This window comes from Achromobacter sp. NFACC18-2 (assembly GCF_900108985.1).
Lineage (GTDB): Bacteria > Pseudomonadota > Gammaproteobacteria > Burkholderiales > Burkholderiaceae_B > Achromobacter.
The window spans coordinates 179689-198584 of sequence record NZ_FNYM01000004.1; the positions used below are offsets into that span (position 1 = coordinate 179689).

The window sequence follows — 18896 nt, forward strand, 5'->3', positions numbered from 1 at the left end:
ATGAAACACATCCCCCCGGCGCCCTCCGCGCGCCTGGCTGAAGTCTGGAGCGACACCGTGGACCTCAGGCACCTGGCCTGGGCCATCGGTATCGGAATCTCGGTCAGCGTGGCCGGATTCTTCGCCGCCAGCCGTTGGCTGCGCGGCGTGGTCGCGTCGCCCGAACTGGCCCACGCCTACGCCATGCTGGCCGGACTGGCGGGCTGCGTGCTGGCCGGCGTCATCTGCGCCCGCCTGTTCCCCCCCAAGCGCGAAGTCCTCGAACACAGCGCCACGCACGACCCGGCCTGGCGCGCCGAAGTGCTGGCCGAACTGGCCGAGCAACCTGGCGGCCTGGGCACGCTGGCCGACCTGCCCGATGCCGTGGTGCGCGAACTGAAAGAGCTGGACCTGTACGACCTCTTTGCGCAACCGACGGCCCAGTCCGCCATGCCCGCCGCCGCCGAAACGACGCGGCGCGGCGCCGGCAAGGAGGCGCTGGCATGAGCGACCCCGTACTGCTCGAACAAATCATGGTGGCCGCCGGGATCGGGCTGCTGGGCGCGGTGGTGTTTGCCGCGATCGGACTGGTGTCCGGCACGGACGAAACCACCACCCTGGCGCCGCTGACCCTGCTGGTGGTGCTGCTGGGCGTGCCGCCCGCCGGCGTCTTCACCTTCTTCCTGGCCGGCGCGGTCGCCAAGCACATGACGCACGCCGTGCCCACCGCGCTATTGGGCATCCCGGGCGATACCCTGGCCACCCCCTTGCTGCAGGACGCGAACATGCTGCGCAAGCTGGGCGTGCCGCACATCGCGCTGCGCAAGATGGTGTCGGGGGCCATTGTCGCGGCCTTCGTCGCGGTGCCCCTGGCGGTGCTGTTCGCGGTGCTGCTGGCGCCGTTCGGCGCGGCGATCACCAAGTCCGCGCCGTGGATCTTCCTGGCCGCGGCGCTGCTGATCGCGTACTTTTCGGCCGGACGCTGGGCCGCCGTGGCGCTGCTGGTGCCCTTCGTCATGGTCATCATCGCGCTGCAGAGCCTGACCGCCAAGTACGGCGTCAAGCTCAGCATCAGCTACTTCCTGGGCATCGCCATCGGACCGCTGATCGCCGACCTGTTCACCGTGCTCTCGCCCCAGGGACGCGGCAAGATGCTGCGCGACAAGGTGCGCACGTTCTCGCTGGCGCCCGACGTGAAAGGCTGGTCGGGCTACTTCCCCAACCCGCTCAAGGTGATGGACCGCGTGCAGACCCGCTGGACGCTCGCCACCGCCGCCGTGTCCAGCGCCACGTTCGTGTTCAGCCCGGTCGCCATGACCGTCGTCCTGGGTGAACTGGTGGGCTCGCGCGTCAAGCACGCCTATCACCGCCTGACCACCGTGCTCAGCGCGCGCAACGGCGTCACCGAGGCCACCTACATCGCCGAGGCGCTGATTCCGCTGATCGCCTTCGGCCTGCCCCTGAGCCCGGTGGCCGCGGGTCCTGCGGCGCCGCTGTTCAACGCGCCGCCGCGGTTCACCGTGGATGCGGCGACCGGCCAGACGCACAACCTGCACAACCTGCTGAACCACTGGGAGTTCCTGGGCTACGGCATGCTGGCGGTGCTGCTGGCGGCGGTCGTGTCCTACCCCTTCGCGATGAACTTCGCGCGCCGCGCCGCGCTGTTCGTGTCGCGCAAGGTCAGCCACGAGGCCATCATCGCCACCTTCGTCGGGTTGATCATCGTGATCAGCGTCTGGGAAGGCCAGTTCCTGGGCCTGCTCGTCATCCTGACCATGGGCCTGATCGGCGGCCTGCTGTCGCGCCTATTCGGCTTTAACACCGGCGTGCAGTTCATGGGCTACTACACCGCCGTGCTGTCCGTGCCGGCGATCGTCAAGCTGTTTGGCTGAAGCGGTCTGGCTGTAGCGGGGCGGATGGGCGGGGCTTGAGACCGGGCTCGGGTTTCCAGTCGGCCGTCTCGGGGATGAGTTCGGCGGCGCAGTGGTACCGCGTGCCGCGTTTCCCGCCCGCCCCCGCTTCGTCGTGGCCACCGTGCTGCACGCCTTGATGGCGCAAGCGCACCGGCCGCCACGCCTTGTTCCATTCTTGCCGCGGATGTCCGATCAGATTGAACGCCAGGCCGGGGACGAGGCGCGCGTCGTCGCCCTGCGCGAAAGCCACGCGCGCATCGCGGCGCAGTCCCGGCAGCAGCGACGGCGTGAACGGCTTGCCGGCCTCGCTGCGCGGGTATGCCCCGGGGTAGACGTAGCGACCTGGGCGCGCGTCATGCATGCCCAGGTCGGCGGCGACGCGGGCGGACTGCGGGACGTAGCGCAGATTCGTGTAGGCGGCGTCGCGATGGAGCGGCACGCTGGTGCGCACCCGGACGGCGAACGTGAACCGGCGCAACGCGGGTTCGCGCGGCGCGCCGCCGCAGGCGGCGTTGTAGACGACGGGGCCGCCCTGGATTTCGCCCAGGCCGTGGATGCGATCGGCATGAATGAGGCGATGACTGCGCTCGGTGTGGTCAAAGCGGTAGAGATAGCCTTCTTCGGCGGCCAGGCGGTTCAGGAACTGCAGGTCCGTGTCGCCGGCCTGCACGCAATACGCCCGCCGCGGATGATCGGCGGCGGTGTGTTGCTCGTAGTCGGCGATGCCCAGGCGCTGGACGACGTCCGCCATGATCTCGGGCGCCGTCAGATACTGATAGACGCGCCAGCCGGAACAGCGGGCCGCGCGGACCAGCGACGGCGCCATGACGGCCCGGTAACATGTCCGCCGACACCCGGTATCGGCCCGTTCGCATTCCGACACGATGCCATGGATATGCCGTATGGGCTGCCCGCCGCGCCAGATCGTGAACAGCGCGGGCTGGTCCAGCAGCGCGCCGGCATTCGCGGCAGCGTCAAGGCTGGAAAGCTGCACGCACAACCGGTAGGGCTCGGACAGGGCCTCCTCGAACGTGAACGCATTGACCTCGAACGCCCCGCCGTGCTCGGGCACGAAAGTGAAGCGCAGGTCTCTTGAATACGCAGGCAATACCCCACCTGGGCGGAAACGGAATTGTCGACATGTTCCTCGCTGGCGATCCGCCCTGTCCATCGGACGCGTCTGATGGGAAGGAGAAAAGCCCGAATCTGGGGCCGGAGCCGGGCCATGGAAACCCCGGCCGCGCCGGCCGCCAGGTCTGGTCCCATTGCCGCGCCACTTGATCCTTCGCAAGGCGGCGCACCCTGCCTTGCTCTAGCCTCTGGTCTCTTGACCAGAGGAAAGACTCATATCATGACGTGGTTCAAATCACTCTCCCTCGCCGGACGCGAGTTGCTGCCCATCGTGCAGGGCGGCATGGGCGTCGGCGTATCTGCCCACCGCCTGGCCGGCGCGGTTGCCAGCCAGAACGGCGTAGGCACCATCGCCAGCGTCGATTTGCGCCATCACCACGCCGATCTCGTGGAGCAGACCGAAAAATGCAATGACCGCGACACGATCGACACCGCCAACCGCGAGGCCTTGCACCGCGAGGTGCGCGCCGCGCTGGAGACCGCGCAGGGCCGCGGCCTGGTGGCCGTGAACGTCATGAAGGCGGTGCGCGACCATCCCGCGCTGGTGCGCCAGGCGTGCGAAAGCGGCGCGCAAGCCATCGTGATGGGCGCGGGCCTGCCCCTGGACCTGCCCGAGATGACGGCCGATTTCCCCAAGGTGGCCCTGGTGCCCATCCTGTCCGAAGCGCGCGGCGTGGCTGCTGTGCTGAAGAAATGGATGAAAAAAGGCCGGCTGGCCGACGCCGTGGTCATCGAACACCCGGGCTACGCCGGCGGCCATCTGGGCGCGGCGCGGCTGGACGACCTGCACAGCGAACGCTTCGACTTCAAGCGCGTGCTGGCCGATTGCCACTCGCTCTTTAGCGAATTGCAGCTCGGCCGCGATGCGCCGCGGCTGATCGTGGCGGGCGGCGTCGGCAGCCATGAGCAGGTGCGCCACTGGCTGACCCACGGCGCCGACGGCGTGCAGGTGGGCACCGCGTTCGCCGTCACCCACGAAGGCGATGCGCACGAAAACTTCAAGCGCGTGCTGATCGACGCCGATCCCGACCAGCTCGCGGAATTCACCAGCGTGGCCGGCCTGCCCGCGCGCGCGGTGGCCACGCCGTGGCTCACGCGCTATCTGCGCCAGGAAGGCACGCTGCAGGCCAACACCCGCGCCGATCCGCGGCGCTGCAGCCAGCGCATGGACTGCCTGACGCAATGCGGCCTGCGCGACGGCATCGCCAAGTTCGGCCAGTTCTGCATCGATTTGAAGCTGGCAGCGGCCATGCGCGGCGAGGTCAGCCGGGGCCTCTTCTTCCGCGGCGCGTCAAAGCTGCCGTTCGGCAACGCCATGCGCTCCGTGCGCGAACTGATGGACTACCTGCTGCACGGACAGATGCCCGCGACGGCGTAGTCCGGCAGGCGGCTCAGATGACGTCCGGCAGCCGCCGCAGGTCGTCGATGACCTCGAAAGCGCCCTCGTCCAGCAAACGCTGCCGCTGCTGCGGCCCGTTGTGCGAGGCGCCCACGAAACCCACCGCCCGCATGCGCGCCGCGCGGGCGGCGCGCACGCCGGGCACGCTGTCCTCGACCACCACGCAATCCAGCACCGCCGCTCGCATCTGCCGCGCGGCGTAAAGAAAGACGTCGGGGGCCGGCTTGCCCTTGGCCACCTGCGCGGTGCTGAACACGTGGGGCGCAAAGGCATCCCACAGGCCCACCATTTTGAGCGCCGCTTCCAGCTTGCGCGGCGTGCTGCTCGAGGCCACGCACAGGTCCAGACCGCGTTCGCGCAGGATCGTCAAGGTTTCGTGCACGTGCGGCAAGGCGCGCAGCTCGGTGCGGAAAGTGTGCTCCAGCCGGTCGGCGTACTGGCGCGCGAATTCCTCGGGCAGCGCGCAGCCGTTCTCCGCCTGGAGCGTGCGCCACATGTCCGCATCCGGGATTCCGGCAAAGCGCGACGCCGCTTCTTCGGGCGTGATCGTGATGCCATGTTCGGCCAGCGCGCGGGACTGGGCCCGGGCGGCAATGATTTCGCTATCGATAAGGACGCCGTCGCAATCGAAGATGACCAGGCGTGGGGCGGACGTATGCATGTAACCTCCAACGTGTCGTCCGAGCCATGATAGGCCAGCCGGGTTACCGCGGCATGCCAGCCCGCTGCCCGCCCGGCTGGCAAGCGCCTTGCGCCGCCACCGCCGCGCGCGGTCAAAGCCGTGCGCCGTCGACCCGCCGCAGGCGCCACGCGATCGCCACGCCCGCCAGCCCCGCCGCCGCCACGATAAACGACGCGGACGTCCAGCCAAAGCGGTCGATGGCCCCGCCCACCGCCACCGGCCCGATCACCTGCCCCAGGTTGCTCCCCTGCATGACCAGCCCCACCGACGCCGCGCCGAGCGCCGGGCGCGGCGCCACCAGCGGCGCGGTGCCCAGCAGCGTGGCCGGAATCAGCCCGCCCACCGCCGAAAACAGCACGCACAACAGAAAGGTCGACATGGCCGGCAGCGCGGACCCGAAGATCAGCAGCGCCACAGCCGCCATCGCCGCGCTGGCGCAGGCGATCAGCGTGGACCGCCGCCACCCGCGCGCCAGCAGCACCCCGGCGCCCAGGTTGCCGATCACGTTGGCGGCGCTGGCCAGCGCGCTGTACAGGCCGGCCGCGGCAAGCGTCAATCCCAGCGCCTCCATGAGCAGCACCGGCAGGAAGGTGAACAACGCAAAGAACATCACGCTGTACAGCGTGAAGGACAGCGCCAGCAGCGCGGGACCGGCGGCGCCCAGGGTATCGGCGGTGTCCTGGCGCAGGCCACGCCAGGACAGCCTGCCCCCGCCCGGCGTGGGCGGCGACAGCAGCGCCACGCAGACCAGCGCCACGCCCGCGGCGATCCCCGCGCACCACCAGTAGGCGTGCCAATCGGAAAACGCCTGCGAGGCCAGCATCGCAATCGCCATCCCGGCGGGCATATAGCAGCTCCACAGGGCAAAGGCGAAGTCGCGCCGGCCCCCCGTGACAATGCGCTGCAGCAAAGCGGGACCCGCCACCGTGATCATCAGGAAACCCAGCCCTTCGAGCACCCGCGTCGCCAGCAGCTCGCCGTAACCGGGGGCCAGCGCGCCCGCCGCCGTGCCGCAGGCCGTGGCGGCCAGCCCCAGCATCAGCATGGGCCGGGCGCCAAAGCGCGCGATCACGCCGCCCGCCGCAATGCCCCCGACCATGCCCAGGAGGGAGAACACCGCCGTGAGCGTGCCGATGGACGCCAGGTCCAGTCCCATGTCCTTGCGCAGCAGCGGCGCCGCGATGATGACTTTGCCGACCTGCAGGGCCGCCACCACCCCCGCGCCGACGACGGCCGCCACGGCGCCCCAGCGGACCTGCGCCGCGGGACCGCTTGCCGTCGCGAATTCGACTTTTTCCATGCTGACCTCGATGTCCAGACGATCCCGGCATCATGCCGGCTTGAGCCTATCCTGCGAAGTGATAACCTTTTGACGTTCTTGATCGAAACAATAGATCACTGCCTAAGCCACCGCTGCCATGATCGACGCCCTCACCCTGGACCAATTGCGCGTGTTCGCCGCCGTGGCGGACACGGGCAGCTTCCGCGCCGCGGCCCGCCGATTGTCGCGCGTGCAATCGGCCGTCAGCCATGCCATTGCCAACATGGAGGCGCAGCTTGGCGTGCCGCTCTTTGACCGCAGCGGGCATCGCCCCGTCATGACGCCGCAGGGCCAGGCCCTGCTGGCCAATGCCCGCGACATCCTCCTGCGCGTGGACGCCCTGCGCGCCCGCGCGCAAGGGCTGGGCGAAGGCGTGGAACTGGCGCTGTCGCTGGCGGTGGATACGCTGTTCCCGATCGAGGCTGCGGGCGCGGCGCTGGTCCGGATGGGCGCGGCGTATCCCTCGGTCGCGATACGCGTGTCGGTGCTGCCCCTGGGCGGCCCGGTCGAGGCCCTGCTGGACGGCACGCACACCTTGGGCATCCTGGCCGGCGAACACTTCCGGCATCCCCGCATCGCCGTGCAGGCGCTGGGCGCGGTGCAGATGGTGGCGGTCGTCGGCGCCGCGCATCCGCTGGCGCGGTTGGCGCGCACCGGCGCCGCATTGGCGGAGGCCGACCTGGCGGATCATCTGCAGATCGTGCAGGTCGATCCGTCGCCCCTCTCCGAAGGCCGCGATTTCGCGGTCCTGTCGCCCCAGACCTGCCGCGTCAGCGGGCAGGACACCAAGCACGCGCTGATCCGCGCCGGGCTGGGTTGGGGCCGGCTGCCGTTCTGGCAGGTCGAGCGCGACCTGGCCGAGGGCCGCCTGCTGCGCGTCCCCGCCGCCAGCCTGGGGCGCGACAGCCAGATCGCCACCGAGACCTATCTCGCGCATCGCATCGACCGTCCGCTCGGTCCGGCGGCTCGCGCCCTTGCAGAGGCGCTGCACGCGCAGGCTCAACCCTGAGCCCTGGGCGCCTGCGCGTAGCTCACGCCCATGCCCGCACGCACATCGTTCTGGATGCCATAGGGCGCGATGGGATAGCGCAGCCCATTGGCCGACAGCGCCTTCATGCCTTCGATCGCAATGGGCAGATAGCGCGGCGGCAACGCCATCAGCATCTCTTCGTCCGGCACGCCGCCGTAGCGGCGCTCGGCGAAACAGGGCAAGGACAGGCTCGGTTCGCCGGTCGCAAGCGCCCGGCCCCAGGAATCCGCACAGGCCGTCTCGCCCACCACGCTGAAGTCAAAACGCCGGTAGTTCTTCCATTGCAAGCCGTTGATCAGGATGATCATCTGGCCGGGCGTCGCGTACACCAGGCAGATGTCGGGCGGATCGAGGCGGCCCGACGCCAGCGGCGACACCACCATGGCCCGATACTTGCCCGCGGGCACACAGGACAGCGCCTCCTGCCGCGCCTGCGCGTCCGCCTGCGTCGCGTGCCACACGCCCACGTAGTCCTCGCCGCGCTTCCAGGCTTCGTCCTGCGGCCCCAACCCGATGACGGCCCGGCACTGCGCGCCGACCAGGTCGTCCCCGGTAATGCCCACGGTCCAGCCCAGCCGCGCCGCCATGCCGACGATCTGGTCGGTGGTGTGGGTGGCGCTGGGCCGCCGCAGGCCCTTCACGCCCGCCATGTCCGCCTCGTGCTCGTAGAGCTTCATGCCGATGACCGTGGTCTTCAGCCGCAGCAGCCGGTTCAGATCGTCGACCAGCGCCGCCCAGTTCAGCGGGGTTTCCTGCCTTGTCTCTTCCATGATCGTCCTTTGGACTGTTGTACGCGGTCGGGCCGGCTCGATCCCGGCGCTGCCGCAAGCGGATAAGACTACAACGAATGGCCGCCGCGTCGTTGGCGAGGGACGGGCGACAGGCGGCGCCGTCGCGGCGTTCAGGCAGATTCATGCGAAATATCGTGCGGCGCACGCCCTGAAAGGCGCAACATGACTGTTCCTCTCGCCTCCCCTGCAAAAAGGAACCCGACATGAACCGCTTCGAAGACAAAACCGTGCTGGTCACCGGCGGCACCAGCGGCATCGGCCTGGCCGCCGCCCAGGCCTTCGCCGCCGAGGGCGCCCGCGTCATCGTGACCGGGCGCGACAGCGCCGCGCTGGAGAAGACACGCGCCCTCCTCGGCGCCAAGGCGCTTGCCATCCAGAACGTCGTGGGCGCGCCCGAGGCGCCGGTCGCGCTGGCCGCGGCCCTGGCCTTCGCGGGGGTGCGCCTGGACGCCGCCTTCATGAACGCCGGCACCGCCCGCTTCGCCCCGCTGGCCGATGCCACCGAGGAAATGTGGGACGACATGTTCGGCACCAACGTGAAGGGCGTGTATTTCCAGCTCCAGGCGCTGGACCCGCTGCTCAATGACGGCGCGTCCATCGTGCTCAACGGTTCCATCAACGCCCGCATCGGCATGCCGGCCACGTCGATCTACGCCGCCACCAAGGCCGCCCTCATTTCACTGGCCAAGACCTTGTCCGCCGAACTGCTGCCGCGCGGCATCCGGGTCAACGTCGTCAGCCCCGGCCCCGTCGCCACGCCGATCTATGACAAATTGGGCCTGGACCGCGCCGCGCTGGAGAAGACCGCCGCCGGCATCAAGGCGCAGATCCCGCTGGGCCGCTTCGGCACCCCCCAGGAAATCGCGGCGACCGTGCTGCACCTGGCCGCCCGCGAGTCCGCCTTCATCGTCGGCACGGAAATCATCGCGGACGGTGGAATGAGCCAGCTTTGAGACCCCACCCTTTTAATGCGGATTTCCATGCCCCACTCCCCGACCGTCACACTGCGCCGCCTCCAGATCGCTGACATTCCCCTGGTGCTGTCCATGGAATCCGACCCGGAAGTCATGCGCCACAGCACGGGCGTAAAGGCGGCCGATGAAGCAAGACGCCGCGAACTGCTGGCATGGCTGGATGAACCGGTGACGGACATAGGCCATTGGGCGGTGGTGGCGGATGGCATGGCCGTCGGATGGGCCAGTCTGACGCAGCTCGGCACCACGGGCAGGCTCCAACTTGCGTACCGCCTTTGCCAGCCTGCGTGGGGGCGGGGAATCGCCACGCTCGCTGGCGCGCAGCTTTGCAACTATGCGTGGCAAAGGCTGGACGTCCCGAAGCTTTTCGCCGTGGTCTGGCCAGGCAATAAAGCGTCCATGCGCGTCCTGGAAAAGCTCGGATTTGCGTTCGTTGGGCGCGAGTGCCATTACGGTCGCGAGACCAAGGTGTATGTGCTGTGCCGTCCTGGCTTGGCGTCTGGATGAGGCCGAGCATGTGCAGTGGGTTCTGGCCTTCGGCGGCTCACGAGTGTGAAAACGAGAGATAAAGTCGGTCGCGCTTTGCTCACCATGCTTGGCCGGCGCCGCAGTCTTAAATCTCGGCCATGTTCCTGCTCGCGCGTCGACGCTCGTTACAGGAAGCCGATAGGCTGAGTTCCGGTCTCTATGCCGTGCGGCAAATGCCCGCTTGCGACCCATTGCGGTCCTTCGGCCCCCTTCACTCAGACCGCGCAGCACTGAACAGTCGGCAGTTGCTCGCTGTGCATTATTCGCATTTTCGTAAGGGTGACCTGCTGCGCCTACGCCACCGCATTCACCGCGATGGCGACACCGCCAACGAGGTGATCCTGCTCAATTCGCACAGCCCATGACCGAGAGCGCATAGCCGAGTCCCGTGAGATCGCCGCCCTAAACCGCCGACCGTACCGCGGCGCCGCAGCCCCAACGGGGCTTTCGCGGCATAAAACGCCGTCCCGTCGCAAGCGGCTGGCGGCATTTATTCCACGTTCCCCGATTGGGTCCTTGCGCGCGCGGTTCTGAACGGCAGGCCATTCTGTCAAGCTCGTAGATGTCTACTGAAGTCTGGTCGATACAGCCGCCACTTTCTGCACTCCATCCAGCTTGCGATGGATCAGTGACACCAACGTCAAGATGTCGAGCGCATCCTGCTCGGACATGGGCCAATTCGTCTTCGGGGCGTGGGCCAAGGGATTGCGCACGGCACCGAACAGTCCGATCAGCAGGTTCGAAAACCCTCTCTGTTCGCTCTTTTCGGACTCGGTGCTCAGTGGCCCCAAAACCAAAACTGGCTGCTGGCCCGCGAACGCTTTGTTCACCAAGTCGGCGCCATCGCTAGTCAATCCCGACAGTGAGCGAATCCGCTCGGCGACGCCCTTGCTTGCCTCGAAGACCGCATGAAAGTAGTTCTCGTCCAATAGCTCGGCGCGGCAATAGTTCAAGACCTCTGCATGAACGACGCGATTTTCGAGCGCCGCCTTGAGACGGCCGGCACGCGCGCGGGCCACACCCAGCGTCGTCGCCTTGTCGGCGTACGCTACCTTGCCATCGTCGCGTACATAGAACCCTGAGAACGCCAGCACCACATTGAGTTCGTCACGCCGCCGGGCAAACATCCCGGGATCGCGTGCATAATTCACCGGGTTCATTGCACGGTTGATGAACATGATGAGGGCGTTTCCCATCTGATGCTTGTTCTGCACCTCGGCGAGGGCATTGAACAGCCGCTTCCACTTCGTAATACTGGGCGAAGTGTCGGCCACCTCGATCTCCTGCAGCAGGCGCTCGATCTGTGTACCGCTTAGACCGCGCTCGGTATCGGCCAGCACGCGGCAGGCGGCTTCAAGCTGCTGCGAATTGAAAGGAGGAATCCGTGTCGCCATCTCGTAGCTCCGATTGATCAGCCTTCAGGCCACCCATAGTTTGTCTGGGCCAACGTAGTTGAGCGCAATAGTCTTTCGAGATTCAGATGCGGTAGCCGTCAACAACCCCGCGCGATTGGCGTTGAGTCGCCGGGTCAAGACCCCGAGACGTTCGTAGTCGGCGCTCATAACGATATCCTCCAACTCGGTAACGGAGTCGATACGGAGCGGCGTCCCAGGTTTCGGTATTTTCCCCTCAAGCCAGGACACCTGAGCTGAGTCGATTGTTCGAGTCCATGGCTGTGCCGCCTGCACATCGAAAGAACGTACGAACTCCATCCACAGTGAATGCGTTTCAACAGTCGGCCACGAGGCTTTGGCGGCAAGGGCCTCAACGGTTTCGCTTCGGATCCACTGAACCAATGCGCGGGCCGAAGTGAACTGGCCATCTCCATCATGAACAGCCTGTATCGCAGCAAGTCGCGACGCGAAACCAGCTTGCATAAGATACGCTGCAGACCTAAGTAGAGTCCCTGTCTCCACTGCAGCGACGGCGAGTCTCGACTCTCGGTCCGTGGTTTCTGTTTTCTCATCGAGCGGGCCCTGATGCGCAAGTCCGCGCACACGCACCGCCTCCATAGCCCACGGGAGCTTGTATATCAGCCCTTGCTCCACGAAGGTGAGAACCTCTGCGGTATTTGCTGTAGTCAGCGCTGCCAATGGCTTGCCACTGAGCCACAACGACAATATTTCCCTCCAATTTGGGGGCAGGTCATCAGGAACAAATGGAGGTATAGAAAAGACGACCTCAGCGAACGCTGTGATCGCCTTGGTTGCTTCGAGAGGATCTGCACGCAGGATCGCGTCATTCGCGCGCGCCAAGAACGCTTCCAGTTCGACCGCCCGAGCATCGAGCAAGCGCCCCGTTTCCAAGCCCACACCAGCCAGAAAATAGCCCCGCCGGTGTGCTGCAGTCGAGTGGCTCCACACAAACTTCGCTCGCGCCACCAGCGTCGTCTTGAGCGCCTTTACGACATGGGCCTTACGATGTTTGAGCCGTCGTTCGAACAATGATGAAGCAAGTGCCTCGTCGAGGCGTGCTTCAATCTCGTCATCCGGTACTGCCTGATCGCCAAGCAAGCTCAATATTGCGGTGTCAAGACTGGTCATGTAAGACCGCCACTTGGACGCCTCACTGGCGGCGTCTTCGACGGACTCGTCGGACACCTTGGGGAATTCCCAAGCAGCATTTCCCGCCACGTATGCCAGCAAGCTGTCCACGTCTCTCGTTCCAAGTTTGGCCGCCATCCGCAGCAGCAAGGTGAGGATCAGGCGCAGCAACCCGCTTTCCATTTGTCGCCCACTGTGATCGTCAATCATGGCCTGCCACTGTCGTCGGCGATTTTTCTCGTCGTCGAACATGGGGTACAGAACCAATCCCTCGACATCTATGTACGCTCGGCCCGCACGGCCGACCACATTTCGGAACTCGGAGATATCAATGGGCTGGCGATTGCGGATCAATCCGTGGAAGACGAGGCTTGTCGCGGAGAGATTCAGGCCCTGCGCAAGAGTCGGTGACGAGATCGTGATTTTCAGAACCCCATCACGCAACAGTCGCTCGACTTCTTTGCGGTAGGGTGAAGGTAAGGCACCGTGATGCACCGCCACACCGAGCTGCAGACACTTCAACAGTACGTGCTCCTTGCCGAACCACTCTGCACCAATGGCCAGGGCCGATGCAAGTACCGCCTCGTCCTGGTCGAACACCGAGGCCAAAGCGCCACGTTTGTGCAGGTCGACGATCGCCGTGGCGAAGGGCTCCACCGATGCGCGTAGTGGACAGAAGATAAGCACAGCCTGACCATCGTCCACAAGGCGCCAGGCCGTTGCGAGGCAGAGTTCACGTTGATCCTTGGGAAAACTCGTGGTGCGTCTGCCGATTGGGGGCACAAATCCGCTGATGAATTTCGGAACAAACGGTTTCTCATCTCCCACCGAAACGGTAAGACTCGCGTGCTCCCCGCTCCACGTCACTTCGCCGAAGCGAAGCCGTGTAGGCCGCCACGTATCCTGAATCAAGCCTTCGGGCTTGTCGCCTGTCAGCCATGCCGCAAAGTCATCAAGCTGGTCGCCCTCAGGAAGAATTGCCGACAGACAGACGATGCGGCGGCTCGCCGCATCGGAGCGGGTCAGAAGCCGCTGAATCTGAGCCTCGTAGCGCACTTCTCGTTCATTGAGACCAATCATGTGCCCTTCATCGAGCACAACCAGCCCGACGTCATCCAAAAGCTCTGGGTCGCTTCGAAGGGCAAAGTCTAGTTTTTCTGGGGTCGCCACGATGATGTCCCTAGCGCGCAGCGCATCAACATCGGCGCCGCTCGCTCCGATGCTTCCGTACAGGCTTGAGACAGTCTTTCCCAGCGGCCGAAAGGTGCGCTGCAGTCCTACCTCTGTCTGCGCTGACAAGGCCCGAAGCGGCGTGACGAACACGACACGCTTGCTAGCAGCCAGGCATGCCAGTATGCAAAGCTCGGCAATCCGCGTCTTTCCTGCGCTGGTCGGAAGCGAGAGCACCAAGTTGGCATCGTCGTCAAGCACTCGCTTTGCGGCTTCGATTTGGGACGGCCACAGCTCAATTTCAGACCGTCCGCGGCGATACAAGGAAGCGATGAATAGCTGTCTGAGTTCGGACCAAGCCGGGGCAGCGTCGCCGGGCGAGCCAACGATCGGCAGTAGTTGGTGGAAACTCATGTCCCAGAGCCCCCGGAGCAGATGAATTGCCAACTTGTGGCACCACCACAAGGCAACAAGATTGAACTCGGCGGCCCCGTCCCTTCCGACGCGGAACTTTGAGAGAGATGTCTCTATCAGCAAGGCGTCACCTCGTTCAAACGCAAGCAGTGCGGTTGCCAGCGCGCCCAGGAAGTTATCTATCAGCGCCAAATCCACTGCGTTGACAAGCGGCGAATCTTCAGGCTCTTCGTCAGATCCGTCCTGTGCGGGGACCTCGCTCAGTGCCGAACCAATGGCAGAGATCAAGGCCTCATCGGACCCAGTGTCATTCGATTTCCATCTTGCGATCTCATCATTGAGGCCATCTAGATCTCGCAGCATCAGTTTTGCGAGGCATCGTTCACAGTTGCTAAGGTTAGCCTGCTCAATGCCTACATGCAGCAGCGAAAACGCGCGCGCAGAGAAACGGCCCAGGTGATAAGAAGCCGCGGCTACGACGCGATGGAAATCACGTGCAGGAGCTTCCTTGTTTCTGGCGACCACTGCCTCCAGTGCTTCACCCGCGTGTTCAAAAGCACTTCGCGCAAGTACCGCGCTTCCGCCCAACTCCAGAAGTCGTAGTCCGTGCGACAGCAGCGAGTACGCGTAGGAGAGTAGGTCGTAGCTCAAGAACGTCGAAAATTTCGGGGCGTCGACTGGAAGAACTCCCTCGCGCCAGATCATCGATCTGGACTGCCCGCGCGCCAGGAGTTTCTCCCTAAACCCTGGGGCTATCGCTTGCTCGATGTTCGCCTCAATCTCGTTGATGCTAGACGCCATCGCTGCCTACCAAATCAAATACCGATTTAATGAACTTCTGATGCTCGACAACACGGAGGCCGACCGATAGCTGCTCAATGCTTCCCGTGTAGGTCTCAAGGTCGCGACGCAAGAGCACGGTAGGATTATTCCCGGAGAACGTGAACATCAGGTGCGTGACTTGTGAGGTCTTGAGCCGCGTCTTGAGTTGAGCCGAGTCAAGCAAATCAGCTAAGTGCGTGTGCCCTTGTTCAAAGCATCTGTCGGCCACGAACGAAATCGCGTGTGCAGAAGGACGCCCCTTGTTCGCGGACAGTGCCTTTCGTGCCGCAGTTACAGTCGTCCCGGATAGCGAGACGCGACTCTTCGCCTCACCCTTGAGAACCAGAACCTCCCCATTGGTTGCATCCACACCAAACGCAAGGACGTCCTCGCCTCGCATTGACATATTGCGGTGGTCTTTCCAACGCAAGCGTTTCACTCCCTGCGTGAAAACCGTGAACTCGCCGAGGTAGGAGGTTCCCAGAATCTCGCCAAGGTCGCCAGAACGAATGGACTTGGAGGTGGGCAGTTTCTCTTCGATGTATTCGGCCACAGCTGTCTTGCCCAGCGATTTCATCAAATGGGCGACGCGGGCATCTGAGGCATACTGCGAGGGAACAAGCTTTGATAGCGCCTTGACAGCGCCACCTATTTTTTTTGGATCCGCATTGAGAACCGTCATCTCATGACCGTTGACGGTTTCCTTGATGGTTGCGCACCATTTGGCGAACTGTGCCATTCATCCCTCGATCGGCTGTATTTGCTTCAAATAGTATCAAGCTCTTCAACAGAATTCGAATTGAGGCGACCCGACGATTGACATAGAGACGGCTCGGAAACACACGGGCGTTGACAACTGGGTTTTGAAGGGGAGGCCATCGAACGGATGCTCACTCAGGCCGCGCCAGTCCCGTGAGTTCATCGCCCTGCCGTTCAAACTCTACCGGTGAGACGCCGCCCTTGAAATTGTGACGTCGCTTCGGGTTGTAGAACATCTCGATGTAGCCAAAAACATCGCCGCGGGCGTCAGCGCGAGCCAGATAGATTCGCTGCTTGATGCGTTGACGCATGACTAGCTGGAAGAAGCTCTCGGCCACGGCATTGTCGTGGCAACTCCCTCGCCGATTTAGTCCGACCATATTCCCGCCCAATGCCTTACGCGTCTGGATCGCAGGGCGCCCGAAGCCTTTTCCACACGACGACGAAACCAGCCCTCAGGCGAAGAGACTTGGAACGCTCGACATGGTCGCCCGATTGTTTCTGCCGCAGGGCTCGAGCTAGCGTGCCATCTCCATAGACATGGAGCTCCATGCTCATTGCTCCACGGTGATTCGACTACCCGCCCAGGGACCATATCGAAATATGTGGCAGGTAAGATGCCCCAGTACCGTCGATCACTTCGGCGAATCAGCGGGAGCGGACGGTCAGGGTTCAAGCTGACTTCCAGCGTATCCCCGACCGGCGCCACGCCGAGGCTGGTGCGTCCGATGGCCCTGCGCTGGCGTATACAGCGAAAGAGGTCCCTAAGTGAATTTCCTAGAAGTCTCTATGCTGGAGCAGCTCTGATGCTGCCGACTCTGTACGTAGGCGTACAAAAGCTGCTAGTCGATCCCACCCGCCCGTCCCGAGCGATGGCTGGGGCCGCTGCGGCAGCGGGACGCAGTTCGCGGCGGACACAAGCGATCAACTGGCAGGGAGCGTAGCTTCAACCGTTCGAAGCCTCTTGGGCACCTTTTTTCAAGTTAAGTGAACCATTCCAGTGAAAATCTCAACTTGAATGAACCAAACGCTCCAAGTTCACTGAATCGAAAATTCCTAAGTCATTGATTCTTATAGGATGAATTTTTCAACTTCAATGAGCTTCGACATCCGAGCCTGCCCAGGAGATGCTTATTGCATGCCTATGGGCGGAGTGGAAAGGGCCGGAAGGGCGCCTCCTTTCATTTGCCGCGATCACGGACGAGCCGCCCCCGGAAGTGGCCGCGGCTGGCCACGATCACACCGTTACCCTTGGCAAAAGGAATGCGACCCGTTGGCGAAGTCATGTCGCGCAGTATGATCCGTTACGGCCGAGGCGCTCGAGGACTTCGGCCCGATTATTGAGCCATGGCCGGCGATACCGATATAACTTTGCTTGGCAACCACCTTGGATTTCCCATGACACCAATTCAGCTCGATATCCAATCTCTTGTTGAACGAGCACAACACGAGTTGATCGAGACGGTGCCGATCCCGGTGACTCACCATGATGTCGAGGATCTCGCGTCGAGCACGCATCCTCAGGCCGTCCTGGGGCGGACATTCAATTTGTATGCGCTTTGGTCCCGCGCAAGCCTCGAATCACCATGGACCCTGATGTATATCGGAGAACGTCATAGTTCCGCCGGCTTGAGCCGCCTGCGCGATCATCTCTTCAAGGTATCTTCGAGTACCAAATCGAAACTTAAAGAGGTTCGCGACGTTGTCCGCGCGGGCGCACAGATGGGGGTAACACTCATCTTGGTTCAGCCGGAGTCGCTGCGCCTGACGGTCGAGGAGGAGCTGCTGCTCCTGAATTCCAGGTACATCGGCCAGTTGCCCTGGAATAGAAAAGGGGTCGTCGCGCTGCGCGAACGGCTGCCATTCCCTGCGCTGTGATCAAGAGGAGCGCATTGCGATCCGAGCGATAAGACCTTAATACAAACTCAATATATCTAAAATTGAGACTATGAAACTGCCCAAGGAACTGCCCGAGCTTATCGAGGATGCGGTCGAATTTACGGACGCAATGAAAGCTGACTTGGACGCGCGTTGGTATGCCGCGTCGGATGTTGAGCTAAGCATCAGATGGCTGAGCACGATGGAAGTTAAGGCGACCGCGAGTGTTGAACCGTCACTGGAAACTGTCGAACAGCATGTCGTTTCTCTGAGCTATGGACTGCTTGATTGTCTGTACTCTGTGGCTTTCGAGTTCGCAAGATTTACGAGAGTTCCTTCCGGCGAGGATCACGTGCACGGTACGATTGCACCGCCTCAGCATATTGATATTCTTGAAACAGCCGAACTCATGTTCATGGTCGGCCTGATGTTTGTCTTCTATCATGAGATTGGTCATCTGAACCAAGGGCACGGTTCCATTCGCGCGCTTTACGGCGACGATCCAACTAACGGTCTCATTGATGATTTTGAGGAAGCGGAAGTCCGTCGAAAGGTGGGAGACGCTGCGACGATATCCCATGCCACCGAGTTTGCCGCTGATTTTGAGGCCCAGGATTGGATGGTGCGCCATCTCTCTAGCCTTTCAGGAGACGAAGCTATACACCAGGCTTACCTCCAATGTGCGATGGTGAGCTGCACCATGCTCTTATTTAATGGCGATCAGCCGGTCCAGCTGGATTCTGAGCCGCTAGGCACACATCCCTATCCAGTCGTCAGAATGGACATCTGGATTCAGGGTTTCACGGAGAGAATTGCATTGCTCGCTCAACGGTTGCAGATCACCGAGGACAGAGCAGAGCTTTCGAAACGCTTTTCTGACGCGGGCTTCTTGGCCCTTCTGAGTTGGTTGACGCGGAACGACAAGCTAGACAGCCCACCGCATAGTGACTTCTGCAAAGGCCTGCCTACTCATCCGAATTTCTCGACCTACATGAGGCATGTGATCAACAGCTGGAGCCGTCATGACGAACTAGCTCGAGCCGCTCGTCGGTACGGCTGGCCGATGGGCGTGTTGTACTTCACGGACGAATACAGGGCGCGTGTCGAGGCCGAGCCGAATCGGGATAGCTTCGTAGAGCACCTTGAAAAGGCATTACAAGCCCTTGCTCCGGGTGGATTGAGTGGGCGCCAACTTCAGTGAACCAAATCTCAAGTTGAACGAAATTCGACACCTACTGTAGAAGTTCATTGAAGATGCAAGTTTGCTCAATGAACTTGAAAGGTAACAAATGTGTATAGGCTTGCCCGGCGCTCATCTCGCGTTGCGGCACTGTGCTGCTCGGGGACCTTGGTAGACACTGATGATTGTCGGCTTCTGGCCGATAGGCGTCTCACAATAGCGCCATCGTGCGCAGAGCCGGCTTCCAATTCCACCCGGCATCCATGAAGGCGCGCTGTGTCACCTGGCGCGAACGCTGCATGGGCCAAGCGGCAGGCGGCCCCTTATATAGCTCAGCCGCCTGTACTTTCCGACACCCCTTCCCAGCGACCGACTTTTGTTC

The 18896-nt window shown here is 63.3% G+C and carries 15 protein-coding genes and 1 pseudogene; 8 read left to right on the forward strand and 8 right to left on the reverse strand.

From position 1 onward, the window contains the following. Together BMW75_RS07830 and BMW75_RS07835 are read left to right on the forward strand one after the other, a co-directional pair. A complete protein-coding gene (locus BMW75_RS07830; RefSeq protein ID WP_092578333.1) occupies nt 1-486 on the forward strand; it encodes a hypothetical protein in 486 nt (161 codons plus the stop codon). Next, nucleotides 483-1871, forward strand: coding sequence for a tripartite tricarboxylate transporter permease (locus BMW75_RS07835; protein ID WP_092578335.1), 1389 nt, complete (start codon nt 483-485; stop codon nt 1869-1871). Before BMW75_RS07830 ends, BMW75_RS07835 begins: the two co-directional genes overlap by 4 nt. Here BMW75_RS07835 and BMW75_RS07840 read toward each other — a convergent pair. Further along, nucleotides 1855-3000: a type VI secretion system Vgr family protein gene (locus BMW75_RS07840; RefSeq protein WP_175493122.1), complete on the reverse strand. Its 1146-nt coding sequence runs from the start codon at nt 2998-3000 to the stop codon at nt 1855-1857. The genes BMW75_RS07835 and BMW75_RS07840 overlap by 17 nt on opposite strands. A gap of 243 nt (nt 3001-3243) precedes the next feature. Between BMW75_RS07840 and BMW75_RS07845 the strand changes: the two genes are divergently transcribed. After that, on the forward strand, nt 3244-4401 hold the full coding sequence (locus BMW75_RS07845) for an NAD(P)H-dependent flavin oxidoreductase (RefSeq protein ID WP_092578338.1): 1158 nt from the start codon (nt 3244-3246) through the stop codon (nt 4399-4401). Nucleotides 4402-4414: 13 nt separating this feature from the next. On the opposite strand, the gene BMW75_RS07850 is transcribed toward BMW75_RS07845, so the two are convergent. Both BMW75_RS07850 and BMW75_RS07855 read right to left on the reverse strand, forming a co-directional pair. Then, nucleotides 4415-5083, reverse strand: coding sequence for an HAD family hydrolase (locus BMW75_RS07850; RefSeq protein WP_092578340.1), 669 nt, complete (start codon nt 5081-5083; stop codon nt 4415-4417). A 112-nt stretch (nt 5084-5195) separates the two neighbouring features. Continuing rightward, nucleotides 5196-6404 (reverse strand): MFS transporter, encoded by a 1209-nt coding sequence (locus BMW75_RS07855; RefSeq protein WP_092578342.1) that lies wholly within the window; start codon nt 6402-6404, stop codon nt 5196-5198. Between the two features lie 118 nt (nt 6405-6522). On the opposite strand from BMW75_RS07855, the gene BMW75_RS07860 reads away from it, so the two are divergent. Beyond that, on the forward strand, nt 6523-7434 hold the full coding sequence (locus BMW75_RS07860) for a LysR family transcriptional regulator (protein WP_092578343.1): 912 nt from the start codon (nt 6523-6525) through the stop codon (nt 7432-7434). Here the strand turns inward: BMW75_RS07860 and BMW75_RS07865 are convergent. Then, nucleotides 7425-8225: a DUF169 domain-containing protein gene (locus tag BMW75_RS07865; protein ID WP_076520603.1), complete on the reverse strand. Its 801-nt coding sequence runs from the start codon at nt 8223-8225 to the stop codon at nt 7425-7427. The two genes, BMW75_RS07860 and BMW75_RS07865, sit on opposite strands and share 10 nt — an antisense overlap. Nucleotides 8226-8449: 224 nt before the next feature. Here BMW75_RS07865 and BMW75_RS07870 point away from each other — a divergent pair, with 224 nt between their 5' ends. Both BMW75_RS07870 and BMW75_RS07875 read left to right on the forward strand, forming a co-directional pair. Next, a complete protein-coding gene (locus BMW75_RS07870; RefSeq protein ID WP_092578345.1) occupies nt 8450-9199 on the forward strand; it encodes an SDR family oxidoreductase in 750 nt (249 codons plus the stop codon). A gap of 27 nt (nt 9200-9226) precedes the next feature. Continuing rightward, nucleotides 9227-9727: a GNAT family N-acetyltransferase gene (locus BMW75_RS07875; RefSeq protein WP_092578619.1), complete on the forward strand. Its 501-nt coding sequence runs from the start codon at nt 9227-9229 to the stop codon at nt 9725-9727. Nucleotides 9728-10314: 587 nt separating this feature from the next. Here the strand turns inward: BMW75_RS07875 and BMW75_RS07880 are convergent. The 4 genes and pseudogenes from BMW75_RS07880 to BMW75_RS07895 form a co-directional block, all read right to left on the reverse strand. Further along, the gene (locus BMW75_RS07880) at nt 10315-11142 is read right to left on the reverse strand and encodes a TIGR02391 family protein (protein WP_092578346.1); all 828 of its coding nucleotides are present in this window, start codon (nt 11140-11142) and stop codon (nt 10315-10317) included. Nucleotides 11143-11166: 24 nt separating this feature from the next. Next, nucleotides 11167-14676: a DEAD/DEAH box helicase gene (locus BMW75_RS07885; RefSeq protein WP_092578348.1), complete on the reverse strand. Its 3510-nt coding sequence runs from the start codon at nt 14674-14676 to the stop codon at nt 11167-11169. Beyond that, the gene (locus tag BMW75_RS07890; protein ID WP_092578349.1) at nt 14666-15436 is read right to left on the reverse strand and encodes a Hachiman antiphage defense system protein HamA; all 771 of its coding nucleotides are present in this window, start codon (nt 15434-15436) and stop codon (nt 14666-14668) included. The genes BMW75_RS07885 and BMW75_RS07890 overlap by 11 nt, the downstream gene beginning before the upstream one ends. Nucleotides 15437-15587: 151 nt before the next feature. After that, nucleotides 15588-15827 (reverse strand): annotated as a pseudogene (locus BMW75_RS07895) (IS3 family transposase); the annotation flags it as partial. A gap of 976 nt (nt 15828-16803) precedes the next feature. On the opposite strand from BMW75_RS07895, the gene BMW75_RS07905 reads away from it, so the two are divergent. Then, entirely contained in the window at nt 16804-17334 is a 531-nt protein-coding gene (locus BMW75_RS07905) for a hypothetical protein (protein ID WP_139208505.1), read from the forward strand. A 70-nt stretch (nt 17335-17404) separates the two neighbouring features. Further along, nucleotides 17405-18535 carry a hypothetical protein gene (locus BMW75_RS07910; protein WP_092578353.1) on the forward strand — a complete coding sequence of 377 codons (1131 nt, stop codon included), beginning with the start codon at nt 17405-17407 and terminating at the stop codon, nt 18533-18535. Nucleotides 18536-18896 lie beyond the last annotated feature (361 nt).

What these genes read in the sequence shown, in the direction of transcription:
- BMW75_RS07830 (WP_092578333.1), top strand. Translation starts at nt 1, where the DNA reads ATGAAACACATCCCCCCGGCGCCCTCCGCGCGCCTGGCTGAAGTCTGG.
- BMW75_RS07835 (WP_092578335.1), top strand. Translation starts at nt 483, where the DNA reads ATGAGCGACCCCGTACTGCTCGAACAAATCATGGTGGCCGCCGGGATC.
- BMW75_RS07845 (WP_092578338.1), top strand. Translation starts at nt 3,244, where the DNA reads ATGACGTGGTTCAAATCACTCTCCCTCGCCGGACGCGAGTTGCTGCCC.
- BMW75_RS07850 (WP_092578340.1), bottom strand. Translation starts at nt 5,083, where the DNA reads ATGCATACGTCCGCCCCACGCCTGGTCATCTTCGATTGCGACGGCGTC.
- BMW75_RS07855 (WP_092578342.1), bottom strand. Translation starts at nt 6,404, where the DNA reads ATGGAAAAAGTCGAATTCGCGACGGCAAGCGGTCCCGCGGCGCAGGTC.
- BMW75_RS07860 (WP_092578343.1), top strand. Translation starts at nt 6,523, where the DNA reads ATGATCGACGCCCTCACCCTGGACCAATTGCGCGTGTTCGCCGCCGTG.
- BMW75_RS07865 (WP_076520603.1), bottom strand. Translation starts at nt 8,225, where the DNA reads ATGGAAGAGACAAGGCAGGAAACCCCGCTGAACTGGGCGGCGCTGGTC.
- BMW75_RS07870 (WP_092578345.1), top strand. Translation starts at nt 8,450, where the DNA reads ATGAACCGCTTCGAAGACAAAACCGTGCTGGTCACCGGCGGCACCAGC.
- BMW75_RS07875 (WP_092578619.1), top strand. Translation starts at nt 9,227, where the DNA reads ATGCCCCACTCCCCGACCGTCACACTGCGCCGCCTCCAGATCGCTGAC.
- BMW75_RS07880 (WP_092578346.1), bottom strand. Translation starts at nt 11,142, where the DNA reads ATGGCGACACGGATTCCTCCTTTCAATTCGCAGCAGCTTGAAGCCGCC.
- BMW75_RS07885 (WP_092578348.1), bottom strand. Translation starts at nt 14,676, where the DNA reads ATGGCGTCTAGCATCAACGAGATTGAGGCGAACATCGAGCAAGCGATA.
- BMW75_RS07890 (WP_092578349.1), bottom strand. Translation starts at nt 15,436, where the DNA reads ATGGCACAGTTCGCCAAATGGTGCGCAACCATCAAGGAAACCGTCAAC.
- BMW75_RS07905 (WP_139208505.1), top strand. Translation starts at nt 16,804, where the DNA reads ATGGCCGGCGATACCGATATAACTTTGCTTGGCAACCACCTTGGATTT.
- BMW75_RS07910 (WP_092578353.1), top strand. Translation starts at nt 17,405, where the DNA reads ATGAAACTGCCCAAGGAACTGCCCGAGCTTATCGAGGATGCGGTCGAA.